Genomic DNA, 18716 nt, shown 5'->3' on the forward strand with positions numbered 1-18716 from the left:
TTAACGTATTGACTTTTATTATTTTCCATAATAACGATTGTTTTAGTGTATCGTTATTTCAGGACTTCACAATTTAGATATAAATAAGGGGGTTAGGCTATGGCTTAACCCTTTTTTCATTTCGGGAGATTTCAAAAAATAGAATTAATTTTATTTACTTACATCAATATAAGTAGATAATAGAGCGAACGGTATGTTATATGTATTCAAACTTTTATATTAAACATAAAAACTTGCTTAAACACCTATGCCTATCACTTTTGCTCATCCAAGTGCTGTCCTCCCCTTATTCAGGTATTCACATTACTTGTCGGTCTCGGCTTTAATTATAGGAAGTGTTATTCCTGATTTTGAACATTATCTTCAACTTCAACAAAGTGTCAAATTAGGTCACACATTTATAGGAATTTTTGTTTTCAATTTACCTGTTGGAATTCTAGTTTATTATATCAATAAAAGACTTTTCAAACCTGTATTGAGAAGAGTCACTCCCATCCGTTTTAAAAAACAACAACCTCGCACAAAGTATACTTTTTTTCAGGTTTTCATTTCCATCTTGATAGGCATCATCACTCATTTCTTTTTAGATGCAATCACAGGTGAAAAAGGTTTTTTTGTGAAGGATTTACCCTATTTGATGGATGACGTCTATCTCACTCCTTCTTATAAAATGAATATTCATAATATTATTTGGGTAAGCATCTCTTTATTTGGCACAGCCCAATGTGTGTGGCTTGGGCTTACAGCCTTTGACTTTAACAACAGTTTGAAAAAAGTGAAATTTACAGAGTGGTTTCCTGCTTTTTGGGTCGAATTAATTATTGTTTTGACTGTTATTGTCTTCATCAGGAATTTGATTTTACCCAAACCACTTATCCTTTGGGACTGGGGAATTACTATTGGGGGTGCTTTTTTTTATGCACTCATATTTACTTGCTTCAGGTGGCGTTACTTCTTGAAAATGATAAGAAAATAATAATTCAAAAAAGTAAAAAGGATTGAGTAACAACTACCCAATCCTTTACTGAAAATTACAAATGAGGAATAAAAATTTATGCTAGCATTAGTATTCCTACTTGAATCAGACCAATGAAAAAACCAAGAACTGCTCCCATAATTTCTATGAAAGTAAGTTCCTGTTTGATCACTGACATTAATAAATCTTCAAACTTAGCATCAGAAAAGTCCATTACTTTTTCATAGACTACTTGCTCAATGCTGATACTTGAAATATTTTGTCCAATATCATCTAACAGTTTCGGTACCATTTCCTTGACAGAATTTTCCATACCTGTTCTTATTTGCTGAATGATCGCGTCCCCACCAAACATTTGCAACATAGGTCCAAACTGCACTGCTTTTTCATCAACGAACTCATTTACTCTGACCATGATTGCTTTAAACAGTTTTTCTTTGTTTTCTTCTGTCTTCAGCTTGTCTAAGATCATATCAGGAGTAAAAAGATCCTTTTCAACAATAATCCCCAACCTTCTTGCCAATGTTTTCTTCCTTCTTGGGAAAACACCGTGCAAAGTCATAAAGAGGATTTTAATAGGTTTTCTTGGGTGAAAAAGCATTTTGATGGCTACATAATTGGTAATCCAACCAATTCCAGCAGAAATTACTGGGAAGAGCCACATTAAATAAGAATTCATTAATTATCTTCTTTAAGTATTTGAATTAATTTTTGATACAGAATAGCCGTTGGCAACCCCATTACTGTAAAATAAGAACCTTCAATTTTCTCAATCATCGTCATCCCTATCCACTCCTGTATACCATAGGCTCCAGCCTTGTCAAAAGGCTTTTTCTCATTGATATAGTATTCTAACACCTCATCAGACATTGGCATAAAAGTAACTAATGTCTGATCGGTAAAAGAAATCACCTTGGAGCTTGTTTTTATACAAACGGCAGAATAAACCGTATGAGACTTCCCCGAAAGACCTTGAAGCATTGCTTTAGCCTCTTCAAAATCTTTAGGCTTACCCAAAACATCATTCTGATTCACTACAACAGTATCCGAGAAAATTGCAATTTCATCCTTTTCTAAATCATCAAAAGCTTTCGCCTTTTGATTAGCTATATACTCTGCTACCTCGTTTGGAGGAAGAGATGCAGGATATGATTCATCCACTTCTCTCACCTTCACTTCAAATGGAATATCCATATCTGTCAGCAACGATGCTCTTCGTGGACTCTTAGATGCCAAAATTATTTTTTTACCTTTTAAATCTATCATCAGGTATAAATCTCTTTGTTGTTCAGTTTTTCAAACCTCAAAAATAATAAATTAGTCATCAGACTGAAAATAAGTTCGACAATGTTATTACTAGAGATCTTTAAAAAAAGCGATAATATCATTAATACACTCTTCAATTAAAGATTGCTTGTCGCTAGATTGGTATTTTTTGTGATACTTTTCACTTGTACCCTCTACAATTTTCATGGTTAGAGATAATGAATCATTTTCGACTGTATACCTTCCTTTCACCTGATATACATCGGCCCCTTTTGAAAATGGAGAAAAAGTAAAATAATTATAGCCGCTATTCAATCCCTCAGATAACCTCAACAGCTTTTCATCTATCGCTTTTGAGAGACCTTCATGATCCATCCAAGTGCTGTCCTCCTCAAAATCTGAAGATGTCACTCTAGCCAAAGCAGTAGAAATATTAATGTTATTTTTTAAATCATCCGTCACTCTACCTATATCAAAACTATCTCCACCTTCCGGCACTCTCATCTCTGGCTGTTGTGAGGCTCCAAACCTTTCAGCAAGCCTAGGCACTTCATCTACGGCATTGCCAAACATCATCTGCACATCCAGAAATTCTCCTTTCCTTAAATTGCCTCTCTTCACATAATCCAATAATGCGTAGGTCAAAAGCCCCTGTCCATACATTGTCGATTCATAACTTACTTTATCAGCGGCAGAACCTGCTAACAAATACATGCCTGATCTTGACCTCACCCTTTCCAAAGCTCTTAATCTTACCGACTCATCATCCACATTTCGCATTGCGATGATCGTTTCAGCAAATTTACCGGCATTACAAGCATCCATAATAAACACCTGACGAGTGATAGGGATTTTTTTCATCCAGTCCAGCCATTCCTTGCCTGCAATAGTGTAGCTATCTCTAATAGAAGTATCTTTGAGATCTGCAGTCATCATATCTTTTGTCAAATAATAGAAATCCTCATCGCCGTTTTGTTCCTGAACTGCCATACCATGGCCCGCCAGAAAAACAAAAAGCACATCTGATGGGTTCGCTACGTTTTGAAGACTATCAAAACTTCTTTTTATATTCTGTTTCGATGGCTGATAAAGTGGATCTTCAGCATTTGTGGAAAATAAGTCGACTTTCACTCTATGCTCTCCAAATAACTCCTCAGCCGATTCTTGAATAGAAGAAGCTATTTTCTCAGCATCACTTGCAGCATATTTTAGATCAAGTGTATTTCCTCGGTAATCAGATACTCCAATTACAATTCCATAAAAAGATGGAATTTCTTTCTGAGTATTTTTAGATTTATGTTTGATAGTCAAGCCTCTTCCCGACAATGTACCTTGCTGATTTTCTACTTTTACAGTGATATTATTTAAAGCTTCCCCACTTTGAAATAAATAACTCAAAGTATCCATTGGGACAACATACTTAATGGTTTGCTGTTTTTGTTTCAGAATATTCAAATTCAAGTGATTGACATCAATACCTAATTTATATTGTGAAACATCATCCAGCACTTCTTTATTATTCACCAAAACTGACACTTTCCCAATACCTCCGCCTCTATCGAAAACTTCAATATGAAGCTTATCATTTTTAGTATAAAGATTGGCCTCTGGGTATAATGAAACTGTATTTAAAAGTGGAACTTCTCTGAGCGGCTGACCATTGAATAATTTTGTTCCCAAACCGGGCTCCCAATACATCCCTTGTAATTGACCAAGGTCTATCGTCTCGTTATCTACTACATAATAAAGGTTATTCATGTTCGCTTCTGAAGCATCAAATAAGCCTGAATAGTGCTCTACAACCCAGCCAACATCTCCATCTGATAACACTGCTCCATATTTATAAGGCGACTCCAAATCCCATATTCCAACTGCAAAATCATTGGAAAGGGTCACAAAAACTTGTTTGCCAGGAAAGTCAAAAAGCTCAATTATATCACCATTACTCTGTGGGTAATTGAATATTTCATTTTTTAGATCAACAGAATATAACCTTAAGTCTCCTCCATCCTCTGCTACAAGAATATTCTTTCCATCGAAAGTGAATGCAACATCTTTAACAGGGTGTTCCACTTTTATTTCTTGCATGATTTCACTTTCTGCCAAACTATAAAGAAGAAGTTTATTCTTACCACCTATTACTAATGACTGACCATCAAGACTGAATGCCAATGAATTAAGCATCCAATCATTCACTCTTATTTTTTTCAGAAGTTTGAAATTATCCTGAATATCCAAAATGACAACTGTACGATCACTAAGACATAATGCCACTTTGGTACCATCGAAAGAAATAGTCAATGCGTTGATTGCATTAAAAGAACTGAAGACCTTAAACGTTTTATCAAGCTGACGGAGATTTTGTACAATTAAATCACCTCCATTATTTACTAATAAGGCCAAAGAATCAACTGGGTGTAACTGTGCAATAGTAATCGGGTAATCAAACTTCTTACTAGCATGTAATTTATAATTATTCTTATGATCCCATATTTTTATGGTGCTATCTATGGAAGTAGTGATCAGCTCTCCTCTCCAATTGAAAAAAATTGATGACATGGTTTGATGGTGTGCTTTCCATTTTTTCAAATCACCTCTACTTCCTGACTCCCAAAGTCTAACATTACCACTTTCTGAAGATACTGCAATGGCACCTGAAGTCAATGATGCAGAAAAGCCCATTGCTTTATCCAAAATAGGTTTCCATGCTGCTTTTAATTTGGAGCCCTTTATTTCCCATAGTGCTATTTCTCCATTATTATAAGCTATCACAGCTAGTTCTCCTTTCCTATTGAAGGCATTAGTAATGATCTCTCGGTCTTCAAACTTTGATACCAAAGCTAATTCTCCGTCTTTTATCTGATAATAATAAGCATGATTTCCATGTGAAGTAACAATCAATCTATCTACAGAATGAGAGTAAGTTATCGATCTTACAGCTTTGTTATCCGGTAAACGAATAGGCTTGGAAACAGCGTTTGTTTGTTGATTCCACACTCTTAAATTTCCATCATAACCACCAGAAACAATAATTTTTCTATCATGCAGATAAATCAAGTCAGCCACCCAATCATCATGAAGTTTTTGGGATGCTTTCAGCTTCTTTTGTATTGTATTCCATATTTCAACTTCACCATTATACTTTCCGAATGCTACCCATGAACTAGACTTTGGTCTTGTAATAAAACAAGAAATACCTCCTGTCATATCACTCGTCCACCCATCTAATTCGTGCCCTTCAGACTGCCAATTCCAATGAAAAACATTACCTTGATAATCAATAAAAACCACTAATTCTTTATGGAATTTCACTTCAATTGGAGCCTCGCTTAATTGATTGAGCTCAGACAAAAGTCGACCCGTTTTGGTTTCCCAAACTTTTACTTTATGGTCTGTACCAGAAGAAACGATGTATCGTTTATCGTAAGAAAGAGCTATATCAGTAATTTCAATTTCATGGGCATTAATAGTCCTCAGTAGACGTTCCTGTTCTATATCCCATACTTTGATTTTTTTATCCTTGCCGGCAGAGATTACCAAAGATGCATCCTTACTGATATCCAGTGAAGTAACTTCCCCAAGGTGTCCCTGAGAAAACGTTAGCGTTATGTTAGAGGATTGAGAAAATAAAAAGTGTTGAAAGCAAAAAAGAAGGCCAAACAAAATTATCAGCCTTCTTTTTACTATATGATTTTCAATGAAGTACATATTACATTGTTTAATTTACAATGTAAATATAACCATCAAACTAATGTCAAGTTATTTTTTAGTGAATTTTTCCCATGCTCTTTCGTGAAAATAATACAAGACCATTTTCGAAAACACTTCAAATGAACCAATTGAGACAGCCATAGTTATTTCGCCTGTAACAAAATAAGAGATTACCATAGTATCAACAGTACCCACAGCTCGCCATGACACTGATTTCGCAACGCTCACCCATTTCGGCTGTTTATTACTTTTATCCCTCACAGCCGAATCGCTTTCCTCGATTTTTCTTTCTAAAACTTTATCTACAAGCATTAAGTTATTAGTTTATTTTGTTAAGTATTATACTTACTCTAGTGGATTAGTAGGCAATTATAGAAATAAGTTTACATAAATCAAAAAAAGAGACTGAATTTTACCTAAAATTATGTTTTTATAAAATAAACCTAGATAAAATTGTATAATTCGTTGCATTTGATTTAATTAACAAATAATTGAATATAGCTACCAATTAGCGTTGATACTAATATACTTAACAAACTAATGAGAAAAAGGAAAAACTACCCTGGTGAACAGCGAGAAGTAGGAACAAAGGACTATAGCTTGATCTTGGGTAACTTGATGAACTACCGTAATCAACTGATGCGGGAAAATGATGAGCAGAGAATGGGATTTATTTTCTCTAAAATAGCTGAAAAATTAAAAGAACTCGGATGTCTACGCGCTTCAAACACTGTTAAAAACAGAGTCGGCAGGCGAAAGTTAGGGCTTTATCAAGATATTACTCAAAAGAAAAAGGAAGAAGTGATTGAGATTACAAACAAGTACTGGCACGAGGCAAAAGAAAGACATGAAGCCGCTAAAGAGAAAAACAAAAAGGCAGCAAAAAAGAGTTCTTCAACAGTGACAATTTAATTATTTTTTAATATCTCTACTCATCTATCATGCTTGTCAAGTTACAACTAAAAAACTCTCCAAATCAGGTGATCGTTGATGATCATGTTTATGAATACTTAAGAGACAATCCTTACTACAAAAGCCTAGACTTTATCTATAACCTTAGAGAACATTCTTCAGGTAGAGCAGTATTCCAAAAGTCATGGAAACAGAGTGATGGTAAATACAAAACTGAAACCATTTATCTTCACAAACTTATAGCTGAAAAATATTTAGATGAAGGTTCGAAAGGAGATTACACTCTGATTAGAATAATCAATGGTAATAAGCTGGATTGTCGTATCAAGAATCTTACTTATTCAAATCGGTCTATTATTAAAAGAAACACTCCTTCTAAGCATAACAAAACAGGTTATATAGGTGTGGTGAAAGACAAGTACAGTTATAGGGCTGTGATTTATAAGGATAGAAAACCTATTTCATTGGGTACTTATAAAACACCTCAAGAAGCCGCTCTAGCTTACAATAAAAAGTCTATAGAATTGTTTGGTAAAACTAGAAACCTCAACAAAATTAAGGACATAGAGGAAATTACTCCTGATGCTCCTGAGAGTGCTGATGAAAGTCTTGATTAAACTTTACTATCTTTTAAATACTAATTTATCGCTGATTTTAAGTGCTGACTGCGATTTATTTTTTGCTTTATCAAGTTCTTAGAAAAAAAGAACTACTCTTATAATAGTACTAGAACAAATGCTGACGTGTAAACTTCATTTCACTAAATAATTTTTGTCCTACCATCTAAAAAAGAGTGGTTCTTTTTTATATCTACACTTAGGCAGTTGTACAATGATAATTCAAAATTCTTAAGCTTCAACTACTAATTTCACTCACATATTATTTCTTGATAAAATAAATACGGCTAAATATTGATCTCAATCAAGATTTTAAGAATAAGACCTATGCATATTTGCTTAAACAAAAATTTTAAGCATGAAAATTAATCAGGAACAATTTCTTCTCTCTCTTCATCAGAACTTACAAGAAGAATTATCTCAAACTCAAGAACTCGAAAAGCTACCTTTAGAAAAACTTCAGTGGAAAAAGCATGATAAAGCTTGGAACATACTGGAATGCGTCTATCATTTAAATTTATATGGTGAGTTTTATATCCCACACTTCCAACGTTTACTAAAAACGGCAAAAGACAAGAGCAGTGAAACATACACTAGTGGCTGGCTTGGGAATTATTTTGCCAATAGTATGAAACCAAAAGCAGAAAAAGTGAAGAATAAAATGCCTTCACCAAAAGACAAAAACCCTATCGGATTACCTCTAGAAAAAGACATCATTAACACAAGGATTCAACAAATTAATGCTCTCATTGAAATTGTGGATCTAGCTAAAAGTAAGGACCTCAAGAAGAAAAGATGTCCCATAACAATTTCAACTTTTATCACCTTACAACTTGGAGATGCCTTGCATTTTATCATCAATCATGAAAGCAGACACTTGCTTCAAATCAAAAAAATATTGCATTACAAGGAAAATATCAACCCAGTTAATAATGAGTGATTTGTGTTATTATACAAAGAAAAATACTGAATAGTAGGATAATAAGAAAACGCTGAACCTTTTAAAGATTCTACTTTCGTTACAGGGTGTTAGAAGATTTTTTTTGGTACTTTTAAAATAAGCAAAATTTATTAACCCATTAAGAACATTGACACCCAAGTACTAACTGTAAATTAATCACTATCAGGTCTATACACTTAAAATGTATAGATCTTTTTTTTGTCCAATTTTTAATGTAGTATTAGAAAAAAAATATAACTGCATTCAATATGGCAAAACAAAGAATCTCACTTCAGAAAGTTTTTAAAGAAATTATATGGCCTAGAAGAAAATACCTTTTAATCGGTCTGATACTTATCATTATCAACAGGTTAAGCGGATTAGTTTTACCCGGAGCAAGCAAATACTTAATGGATGATGTGATTGTGAATGAAGATTATGAACAACTCAAGTTGTTAGTTGCAGTAGTGATCTCCTCTATCTTTATGCAAGCTTTAAGTAGTTTTATGCTTACAAAGGTCCTAAGTATAGAGGCACAGCGTTTAATTTCTGAATTAAGAGCTAAAGTTCAAAAACATATAATTTCCCTTCCTGTTTCCTTTTTTGATAATACGAAATCGGGCGAATTGGTATCTAGAATTATGAGCGATGTGGAAGGAGTTAGAAATTTAGTTGGCACAGGTTTGGTTCAATTAATTGGCGGTACGATTACGGCTGTTATTTCTACGATCTTGCTCGTGAAGATCAGTTTATCCATGACACTATTTGTGCTTGTTCCTGTTTCCATCTTTGGTATTGTCTCCATGAAGGCGTTTAAATCTATTCGTCCTATTTTTAGAAAAAGAGGACAGATTAAAGCTGAAGTTACAGGTAGGCTTACTGAATCTTTAAATGGTGTGAGAGTGATAAAAGGCTTTAATGCTGAACAGGAAGAGAATAGAATATTTGAAGATGGAGTACAAAAGTTATTCAATAACATCAAGAAAAGTATGACGGCTACGGCTATCATGACGAGTTCGAGTGCATTTCTATTAGGACTAGCCTCTACTGGGATTATGGGTATTGGCGGTTATAAAATTATGCAGGGAGAATTGACTGTGGGCGACTTTTTGTCTTTTACTTTATACCTTGGCTTTATGGTGGCACCTATTGTACAGATGAGTAATATTGGAAGTCAGCTTACAGAAGCATTTGCGGGATTAGATAGAACGGAAGAAATCATGAATCAAGCAGGTGAGCAAGACGATCCGTTAAGAACAGAAATTGTACCTCAAAATATCAAGGGAGATATAAAATTCGAAAATGTTTCTTTTGAATATGAAGAAGACAAAGAAGTTTTACACAATATAAGTTTCGAGGCAAAAGCAGGAAGTATCACCGCTTTAGTAGGTTCTTCTGGCTCCGGCAAAACCACAATTGCCAGTTTAGCTGCTTCCTTCTTAAACCCTTCCAAAGGGCAAATTTACCTCGATCATCAAGACTTGAGAACAGTACACCTTTCTTCTTTCCGTCAACACTTGGGGGTTGTGCTTCAAGATGATTTTTTATTCGAAGGAAGTATCAAAGAAAATATATTATTCTCCAATCCTACAGCTACAGATATTGAATTAGAAAATGCGATCAAAAATGCTTACGTTGATGAGTTTACAAATCGATTTGACGAAGGTATTCATACTATCATCGGTGAACGTGGAGTAAAACTATCTGGTGGTCAGCGACAAAGAATTGCTATTGCAAGAGCAATTATTGCCGATCCTCAAATCATTATTCTAGATGAAGCAACTTCAAGTTTGGACACCGAGAGTGAAGCTTTAATTCAGGAATCACTCTCGAAATTGATGAAAGGAAGAACAACTATAGTAATTGCTCACCGATTGAGTACAATTCAGCAGGCCGACCAAATATTAGTGATGGATAAAGGAGAAATCATAGAAACTGGAACGCATGATGTACTTCTTGAGAAAAAGGGGAGATATTATAAATTGTATAAATATCAAGCAAGAATTTAAATTATGCAAAATAACATCTTATACATTTTCATTAACATAACACATCTGTACTTTGTTATTCCATTTTTCTGAATATCACATAACTTATAAAATCGTTTAATGCAAAACAAAAAATGGTGATTGTTAGCATTGTTCTACCTGAGGCAGTTTGTTTAATATTGTACTAAAGTCAGATACTATTTAATTCATTCAGATAAACTGTCTATAACTTTTAAGATGAACAAATCAAATTTATTCAACAACTATAAGAAGGATTTTCCTGCTAGTATAGTTGTGTTCCTAGTAGCCTTACCCCTCTGCTTAGGAATTGCATTAGCCTCAGGTGCTCCATTGCTTTCTGGTGTCATTGCTGGTATAATTGGAGGAATTGTCGTTGCTTCATTTAGTGGATCAGCAGTGGGTGTAAGTGGACCTGCAGCGGGTCTTGCAGTCATTGTTTTTCATTCTATACAAGATTTAGGTTCTTTTGAAGCTTTTCTTTGTACAGTAGTATTAGCGGGTGTTATACAGATCCTATTGGGTGTATTTAAAGCCGGTGTAATCGGATATTACTTCCCTAATGCAGTTATTAAGGGGATGCTTACAGGTATTGGTATCAATATCTTATTCCAGCAACTACCTAATGCTATTGGGTATGTTGGTCCTGAACATGAGCTCACTTTAAGCTTATCAAACATCACTATCGGTGCTGTCGTTGTTACTGCTGTGTCATTATTAATTTTGATTAGCTGGGAAAAGCCATTTATTCAGAACAATAAAGTGCTTAAAATTATACCAGGACCGTTAGCAACGGTATTATTCGGTATTCTTTTTTATGTAGCTACTGAAGGACACGATACTTTTGGTATTCTTGATTCACAATTAGTTGCTCTTCCAGTTATTCATAATATGGACGAGTTCTTGGGAACTTTCAGATTCCCTGATTTCAGTGTTTGGAACAACCCACATGTATACACGATTGCCTTCACAATGGCGATTGTTGCAAGTTTAGAAACACTTCTTTCAGTAGAAGCTGCAGATAAAATGGACCCTCAGAAAAGACATACTCCTACTAACCGTGAGTTGATTGCTCAAGGTACGGGTAACATCATTTCTGGTTTGATTGGCGGTCTTCCTATCACTCAGGTAATTGTACGTAGTTCTGTTAATGTTCAATCAGGTGGTCAGAGTAAGTTGTCTGCTATTTTCCATGGCGTATTGTTATTCATTTGTGTATTGACAATCCCTGTACTATTGGATTTAATCCCTCTTGCTTGTTTAGCTGCCATCCTACTTACTGTAGGTTATAAATTAGCTAGACCTCAAAACTTTGTGTTGATGTACAACAAAGGGGTCCAACAGTTCTTACCTTTTATTGTCACAACATTAGGCGTTGTATTCACCGATCTTTTAGAAGGTATTGCATTAGGTCTTATTGTTTCAGTAATAGAAGTGGTTTGGGAAACAATGAAAGACGTTGTTGCTGTAAAACAAGAAGATATGCAAGAAAATCACGATGGGCCTATTCATATTGAACTTTCAAATCAAGTGAGTTTCTTGAATAAAGCTCAAGTGAAAAAAGCTTTAGATGAAGTACCTGAAAACTCTCAAGTTATCATTGATGCTAGTAAAAGTAAAAAGCTTCATGCTGATGTGAAGGAAATCATCGAAGACTTTATGAAAGGAGAAGCAGAACATAAAAATATTCAGGCTGAATTGATATTAGCTAAATAATGGATTTCTTCACGATTTTAGTAACATAATTGTGATAAAGTCAACGATTTGAAATATAGATTTTGAACTCCTTGCAGTAATGTAAGGAGTTTTTTATATATTAGAGGTATCTAACCTCCTAACTAAAAATAAGCAGACAATGTTAAAAGTATTACAATTATTTATCTTTACAATCTTCTTAATTTCATGCACTTCTAATGATGAAAACACATTAGATGATGAATGCACATCTACTGAAATGAGCTCTATTGATGTCGTTACAATTCCTTCTAATGGTAAAGTCAATGAACCCATTGAAATGACGTTAGAATATTCTCTAAGAAATGGATGTGGTAAATTCAGTACACTTGATCAAGAAGTTGTCGACAAAACCGTTACACTTTCTCTTGAGGTAATTTACAAAGGATGTATTTGTACTCAAGATGCAACTAAAAATTCACTGGAGTATACATTCACACCTACTGAAGCAGGTGAGTATACATTCGTATTCTCATCTGCTGATGAGGATAATGAAACATACAAGATTCTTGTTTCTGAGTAAGAATATAAAACCTCATGACCAAGCGGTGATGAGGTTTTAGAAATGAATTATTAAAAACAGCCTATTCAAGTTATTACTATTCAATCAATACAGGTTTTCTTTTAGAAGCCTTCTCGAGCATTTCCTGATGAAGCTGATCATAAAGCTGTAATCTGCGTTTTTGATAATCTGAAGACTGTAACCAAATCACAGACTTATTATCCGCATTCCAAACGTTCCATAATGCCGCTATTTGTTTCCTTTTTTTGGCATTTTTAGATACTATATTATTATCCTCGTATGGATCTTTTTTCATGTCAAAAAGCTGAGGTTCACCATTGATTTTATTCAATAAATATTTTGAATCAAGAGTTCTAACAGCAAACGTTTTACCTTCATACTCTCTCCAGAAGATAGCCTCATGTGGCGACCCTTTTTTATCTTGTTGCATAAAAGGAATCAAATCTACTCCATCCAACTTTGCATTTGCAGTATCAACACCTGCCAACGCATAAGCAGTAGACGCAATATCTAATGAAGAAACAAGGCCTTCAAACTGCTGAGGCTTCTCAATTCCTTTAGGCCAATGTATCAAAAACGGCACATGTACTCCTCCTTCAAAGAAAGATCCCTTCCCATTTTTAAAAGGATAATTGCTGGTGTAATGTACAGGTTGCCAAGGTTTGATTGCACGATCTCCTCCATTGTCAGACAAGAAAAAAATGATGGTGTTTTCATATTTCCCCGCCTCCTTTAAAGCTTGGATAAGCATACCAATTCCTTGATCCATTTCATCAATCATAGCGGCATAAGTTCTACGGTATTTATTCTCAATATGATTGTACTTCTCAATCGTTTTTTTAGGTGCTTCTAATGGTTGATGTGGAGCATTATAAGCCAAATAAAGAAGGAAAGGTTTATTAGAGGATTTTACAAACTCAGCCGCATCTCTACTTAATGCCTTAGTTAGATATTCATTAAACTCTCCGGCTCCATTATTTCTCCACAATGGTTTATAATCTCCTTCATTTGCACAGTAATTTGGGTTTCCATTTTTGTTGACTAATGGAGAGATCGCATTGACTCCTGAAGGAAAATAACTATGACCTCCAGAAAGAAAACCATAGAAATGATCAAATCCTCTGTTGTTGGGATGATATGGCGGAGCTCCACCCATATGCCACTTCCCTATGATTGCTGTTCGATATCCAACAGTCTTCAACCTTTCTCCAAAAGTTTGTTCTTCCAGAGGTAATCCCATATGCAAATCAAAAGGGGAATTAGTAGGATTGACTTCCATTCCAAATCTGGCTTGATGCCTACCGGTTAATATTCCTGCTCTTGAAGGTCCACAATATGGATGGGTGACATAAGCGTTTGTACAGACTACTCCATTTTCAGCAAGCGCATCTAACTGTGGGGTTTTAATGTCTTCACAACCTGTAAAACCTACATCTCCATAACCTAAATCATCAGCTAAAATGACAATAATGTTTGGTCTTTCATCCTTTTGATGCTGTGCGTTGAAGTGGTGATTGAATACGGTTAAAAAAAACAGTAAGCTTAATATTTTTTGTTTGTATGTCTTCATTTCTCTTCGTTTTAAGTAATGGTCAAATATCCTTACCTGAAAAGAAAAGTGAAGGTTAAAATCAATCAGTATTTAGGGGGTAAAACATATGTTCTCTTATTTTGAACATTTGTCATTTCCTTATTTTCAGCAATTTAAGGATTGCTATTTTCAAACTGCTCTCTGAATTCACTTGGCAACACTCCGTATTGTTTCTTAAAGCATTTTGCAAAATAGGAATTAGTATTAAAGCCAGAACGGTACATCACTTCCTTTATACTCCAATCCGTCTTTTCCAAGTACTGATGAGCACACATCAACCTATATCTTCTAATGTAATCACCTGCTGAAAGTCCTGTCAGGTCTTTAAATTTATGATAAAGCCCTGTTCTGCTGATTCCTATTTTCTCAACTAATGCATCGACATTAAATTCAGAATCCATCAGGTTTTCATCTAAAATAATCTTCACTTCATCTAGAAATGCTTTGTCAGATGATATCATTTCAATTTCCTTGGGTTGAATGGCCTTTGGTGAATGAAAAGCCTTTACCAATCTAGCTCTATAAGTAATGATATTATTGATTTTTTGAAGGAGCACGTTCATATTAAATGGCTTACAGATATAATCATCTGCACCCATTTTTAATCCTGATACTTGACTCTCCTCTGCTGTTTTAGCTGTGAGGAATATAAACGGGATATGATCGTATTCTTTATTTGATCGTAGTACTTGTGCGAATTCTAAACCGTCCATAATAGGCATCATGATATCACTGATAATTAAATTCGGCCTATTATCTTTCAAAACTTCTAGTGCTTCTTTTCCATTTCCAGCTTCAAACACCTGATATTGATTTACGATTCCTTCCTTTAAGAAAAAACGCATATCCTCACTATCTTCAACTATTAAAACAGAAGGTTTATCCTTGTCTTTATTTTGGGCTGATGGAATTATCTCTTTTATTTGAACAATCTCTTTTTGATTAGTTTTTGATGTATGCTCAATGATTTTATCCTCTTTATAATAAGACTCCAACATTGGTATTCTAACAATAAACCTTGCCCCTTGATGATAAGAATTGTCTAATTCAATACTTCCATGATGTAGCTCCACTAAACTTTTAGCCAATGAAAGTCCTATTCCAGAACTGTGATCACTATCTGATACTTTGTCTTTTGAATTAAAAAACCGCTCAAATAATCTGCTCTTATTTTCTGATGGAATTCCATCTCCTGTATCTTGGACAATGATATTACAAAAATCACCCTCGACATTGACCAACAAAGTGACCTTCCCTCCGATCTTATTGAATTTGAAGGCATTCGAAAGAAGGTTATAAATGATTTTTTCCATAGCATCAGAAGAGAATAGAAATGCAATTGAATATGCTGGTAGCTTTATCTCAAAGTCTATCTGTTTTTTTTGTGCCAATGGATAGAAAGTACTGGCACTATTTTCAATAAAAGTGATGATGTCTTTTTTCTCAAATTCTAATTCATACTTTTCACCTTCAATCTTTCTAAAATCTAAAACTTGATTGACCAACCTCAATAACAAATTACTATTGTTCCTCATTAATGCATATTGATTACGTCTTTGCTCGTTGGTAAGGCTCAATTCATTATTATCAAGGTAATCCAATGGACCGCTAATCAAGGTAAGCGGTGTTCTAAATTCATGAGAAATATTTGTAAAAAACTGAAGTTTCATGTTATGTATCTCTTCTTCTTTTTCTTTCTCAAGATTGGCCATAAATAGTCTGTTATTATTCTCCCTTCTTGTCTTAATTACATTAAAAATAATATAAACTATACCGATAAGGATCGTACAATAAATCAGATAAGCCCAAGTTGTTTTCCAAAAAATGGGAGCAATTTCAAAATGAATTTTAGCTGTTTCATCAGACCAAAAACCATCATTATTCGCTCCTCTTACTTCAAATGTATAATTTCCTGAAGGCAGGTTTGTAAAGCTTACAAAACGCCGATTTGCAGGCTCATTTTGCCATTCATTTTGATAGCCTAATAGTCGATATTGATACTTATTGTTAGAAGGGGAAAGAAAATGCAAGGCTGAAAATTCAAATGAAACACTATTTTCATTATATCTAAGTTGGATCTTCTGAGGCGTATTGATATCTCTTTTTAATAATACCCTCCCTTCTATTTCTTCTCCAGCAAGAACTTCTTTATTCCAAAGGTGAAATGCTGTAATTCTTACCTTCGGTGGGGTTTTATTAGAAATAATATTTTCAGGATAAAAGCTATTCAATCCATTAATTCCACCAAAAAGCATCTGACCGTCTTGAAGTTGCAAACAAGCTTGCTCTTGGAACTCATTGGCTTGAAGGCCATCATTCACATCATAAACCGCAAATAGGTTTTGTGAGGAATTTATTTTACATAAACCCATATTGGTGGAAACCCAGATATTCTTTTCTTGATCTTGAAGTATACCTTTTACAGTATTATTGGGCAAGCCTTCTTTTGTTGTAATTCTTTGAAAAGTACCATCAGCATTGAGCTTATTCAAACCACCTCCAAAAGTCCCTGCCCATATTTGGTTTTCACTATCTTCAAAAAGTGTTATTATATAATCGTGACTGATTGATTGATCATCTTCTGTATGGTACTTGTAAGTAAAAAATGAAGGTTTATGTAAGTCCTTTTCTTCTTTTTTTATTTTCACGAGTCCTTTATCTGTTCCGACCCATTTGTTTTTTTGATGATCAATTAACAGACTTCTTACTGTATTAGAAGGAAAATCTGGCGAGGATTTAAGATTGAATTTAATGAGCTGTTTTGTTTTGGGATCAAATCTCAAAAGCCCATCAAAATACGACCCCAACCATATTATACCATTTTCATCTTGATCAGCACAAAAAATAGCTCCTTTGTAATATTTGAAGTCTTCCACATTAAATCCAATTTCTTGATCATCCACCCAATAAGGACCTCCTCCATTGGCTGTGCCTACCAACATTTTACGAGTACCGTCAATTTCTATTTCTTTGATACAAACAGCAAGATTTATAGAATGCAATTGTTTATAATTATCTTTCCCTTTCCGAAAATCATCAATATCAATTGTATTAATCCCCTTTCGTGTACCAATCCATAATTGATTATCATGACTGAAAGCAAATGATTTTACAGTGTTATCAGATAAGCTATTTTCATTTCTTGATTGGTGAATATGATGAAACTGCTCTCTTCGAGTATTGTATTTATTCAATCCGCCTCCATGTGTTCCAACCCACAACGTTCCTGTGTGATCCTTGCAAAGAGAACGAATAGCATTGGCACTCAAACTATGTTTATTGTTAACGTCATGAGTGAAAACTTTCAAAAAATCTACCTTATCATCTGTCAAACGAATAAGCTGTAAACCTTGATTTGTACCAGCCCAGAATGTATCATTGTCATTATCTAACAATACTGTATAACTTTGATAATTTAATTTTGTTAACTTCTGATGATGATATAAATAAAGGCCGTTTAGGGTTGCTAAAATCACCTTATCGTCTTTGATAAGTATATCATAAACAGAAAGTGATTCATGGATTAAAGGTTGCGTTAATTTATTATTTTCAATTAAAAACAGCCCTTTAGTGGTACCGATATACAGAATGCCTTTATCATTTTCCACTATTTTGTTGACTTCTAAGTTTTGATCGTCTTCAGGCGTTAAAACATTCTCAATAATTGCTTTTCCAGATTGATGATCGAAGACTACTTTGTCCATTCCCTTTCTTGTTCCTACCCACAAGGTATCTCCATCTACCATCAACTCTTTAATATAATCATTACTTAAATACCCTTGATGCTTATTGCTCTTAGTAGAAATTGGGATGATTACGTTCTTTTGTTTATTAAAATAATTCAGCCCTTGTCCCGTGGTCCCGATCCATAAATTTTCATGAGAGTCCTCCGCTATTTTATAAATCAAGTTACTGCTCAAATTCAATCTATCATTCAGATTAATTCCATAATGTTTAAACTTATACCCATCATATTTATTCAAACCGTCATTTGTGCCACACCATAAAAAACCTCTTTGGTCTTGAATAATACACAAAACATCATTCTGACTTAGACCATTGTCACTGCTGATTCTTTCAAAATAACCATGATATTGTCCTAGCGAGAGGAAGGGCAAAAGGATAATAATTAGACTAAAAAAGTATCTCATATTAGTGTCGATGGAATTGAAAAGTGATTCAATCTAATCAATAATTCCAGAGAAAGAAGTATCAGCTCATTTAAGCTCTTTTGATTTAATATCTGACACCTCTATTTGATTAATTTCTTCTCTTCTTTATAACCACTTTTTAGTTTTAAAAGAGTACTAATATGAATGCGAAATAGGACTAAGATTTGAGTCTGCTGGCGGTCTGCATTAAAGGATTCGGTGATGGCTATTTTAGGTTGATCTAGCTACATCCGTTACTAAAATTACCACATTTATAGTAATGTTTTTC

General features: G+C 34.3%; 13 protein-coding genes. 7 read left to right on the forward strand and 6 right to left on the reverse strand.

The genetic code is table 11. The annotated features are described in order from the left end of the window. The first annotated feature begins 247 nt into the window (after positions 1–247). Complete coding sequence (locus tag HHU12_RS29480) at positions 248–976, forward strand: DUF4184 family protein (RefSeq protein WP_240971174.1); 729 nt, start codon at positions 248–250, stop codon at positions 974–976. A gap of 76 nt (positions 977–1052) precedes the next feature. Here the strand turns inward: HHU12_RS29480 and HHU12_RS29485 are convergent, their stop codons facing one another. The 4 genes from HHU12_RS29485 to HHU12_RS29500 all read right to left on the reverse strand — a co-directional run bounded on the left by HHU12_RS29485 (position 1053) and on the right by HHU12_RS29500 (position 6265). Continuing rightward, a complete protein-coding gene (locus HHU12_RS29485) occupies positions 1053–1655 on the reverse strand; it encodes a DUF445 domain-containing protein (RefSeq protein ID WP_169660325.1) in 603 nt (200 codons plus the stop codon). Then, a complete protein-coding gene (locus HHU12_RS29490; protein ID WP_169660326.1) occupies positions 1655–2242 on the reverse strand; it encodes a Maf family nucleotide pyrophosphatase in 588 nt (195 codons plus the stop codon). Before HHU12_RS29490 ends, HHU12_RS29485 begins: the two co-directional genes overlap by 1 nt. Positions 2243–2332: 90 nt before the next feature. Next, entirely contained in the window at positions 2333–5950 is a 3618-nt protein-coding gene (locus HHU12_RS29495) for a caspase family protein (RefSeq protein WP_205960029.1), read from the reverse strand. 51 nt (positions 5951–6001) lie between these two features. After that, on the reverse strand, positions 6002–6265 hold the full coding sequence (locus HHU12_RS29500; RefSeq protein WP_169660328.1) for a DUF2061 domain-containing protein: 264 nt from the start codon (positions 6263–6265) through the stop codon (positions 6002–6004). Positions 6266–6493: 228 nt separating this feature from the next. Here HHU12_RS29500 and HHU12_RS29505 point away from each other — a divergent pair, with 228 nt between their 5' ends. The 6 genes from HHU12_RS29505 to HHU12_RS29530 all read left to right on the forward strand — a co-directional run bounded on the left by HHU12_RS29505 (position 6494) and on the right by HHU12_RS29530 (position 12685). Beyond that, complete coding sequence (locus HHU12_RS29505) at positions 6494–6865, forward strand: hypothetical protein (protein WP_169660329.1); 372 nt, start codon at positions 6494–6496, stop codon at positions 6863–6865. Between the two features lie 29 nt (positions 6866–6894). After that, positions 6895–7482, forward strand: a complete 588-nt coding sequence (locus tag HHU12_RS29510) for an AP2/ERF family transcription factor (protein ID WP_169660330.1) — start codon at positions 6895–6897, stop codon at positions 7480–7482. A gap of 358 nt (positions 7483–7840) precedes the next feature. Next, complete coding sequence (locus HHU12_RS29515) at positions 7841–8422, forward strand: DinB family protein (protein ID WP_169660331.1); 582 nt, start codon at positions 7841–7843, stop codon at positions 8420–8422. Between the two features lie 269 nt (positions 8423–8691). Then, a complete protein-coding gene (locus HHU12_RS29520; protein WP_169660332.1) occupies positions 8692–10431 on the forward strand; it encodes an ABC transporter ATP-binding protein in 1740 nt (579 codons plus the stop codon). A 216-nt stretch (positions 10432–10647) separates the two neighbouring features. Then, positions 10648–12144: a SulP family inorganic anion transporter gene (locus tag HHU12_RS29525; protein ID WP_169660333.1), complete on the forward strand. Its 1497-nt coding sequence runs from the start codon at positions 10648–10650 to the stop codon at positions 12142–12144. A gap of 139 nt (positions 12145–12283) precedes the next feature. Further along, entirely contained in the window at positions 12284–12685 is a 402-nt protein-coding gene (locus HHU12_RS29530; protein ID WP_169660334.1) for a hypothetical protein, read from the forward strand. A gap of 76 nt (positions 12686–12761) precedes the next feature. Here the strand turns inward: HHU12_RS29530 and HHU12_RS29535 are convergent, their stop codons facing one another. Both HHU12_RS29535 and HHU12_RS29540 read right to left on the reverse strand, forming a co-directional pair. Continuing rightward, positions 12762–14255, reverse strand: a complete 1494-nt coding sequence (locus HHU12_RS29535; RefSeq protein ID WP_169660335.1) for a sulfatase family protein — start codon at positions 14253–14255, stop codon at positions 12762–12764. 134 nt (positions 14256–14389) lie between these two features. Further along, entirely contained in the window at positions 14390–18427 is a 4038-nt protein-coding gene (locus tag HHU12_RS29540) for a hybrid sensor histidine kinase/response regulator transcription factor (protein ID WP_169660336.1), read from the reverse strand. Positions 18428–18716 lie beyond the last annotated feature (289 nt).

Source organism: Flammeovirga aprica JL-4 (assembly GCF_012844305.1).
Classification (GTDB): Bacteria; Bacteroidota; Bacteroidia; order Cytophagales; family Flammeovirgaceae; genus Flammeovirga; species Flammeovirga aprica.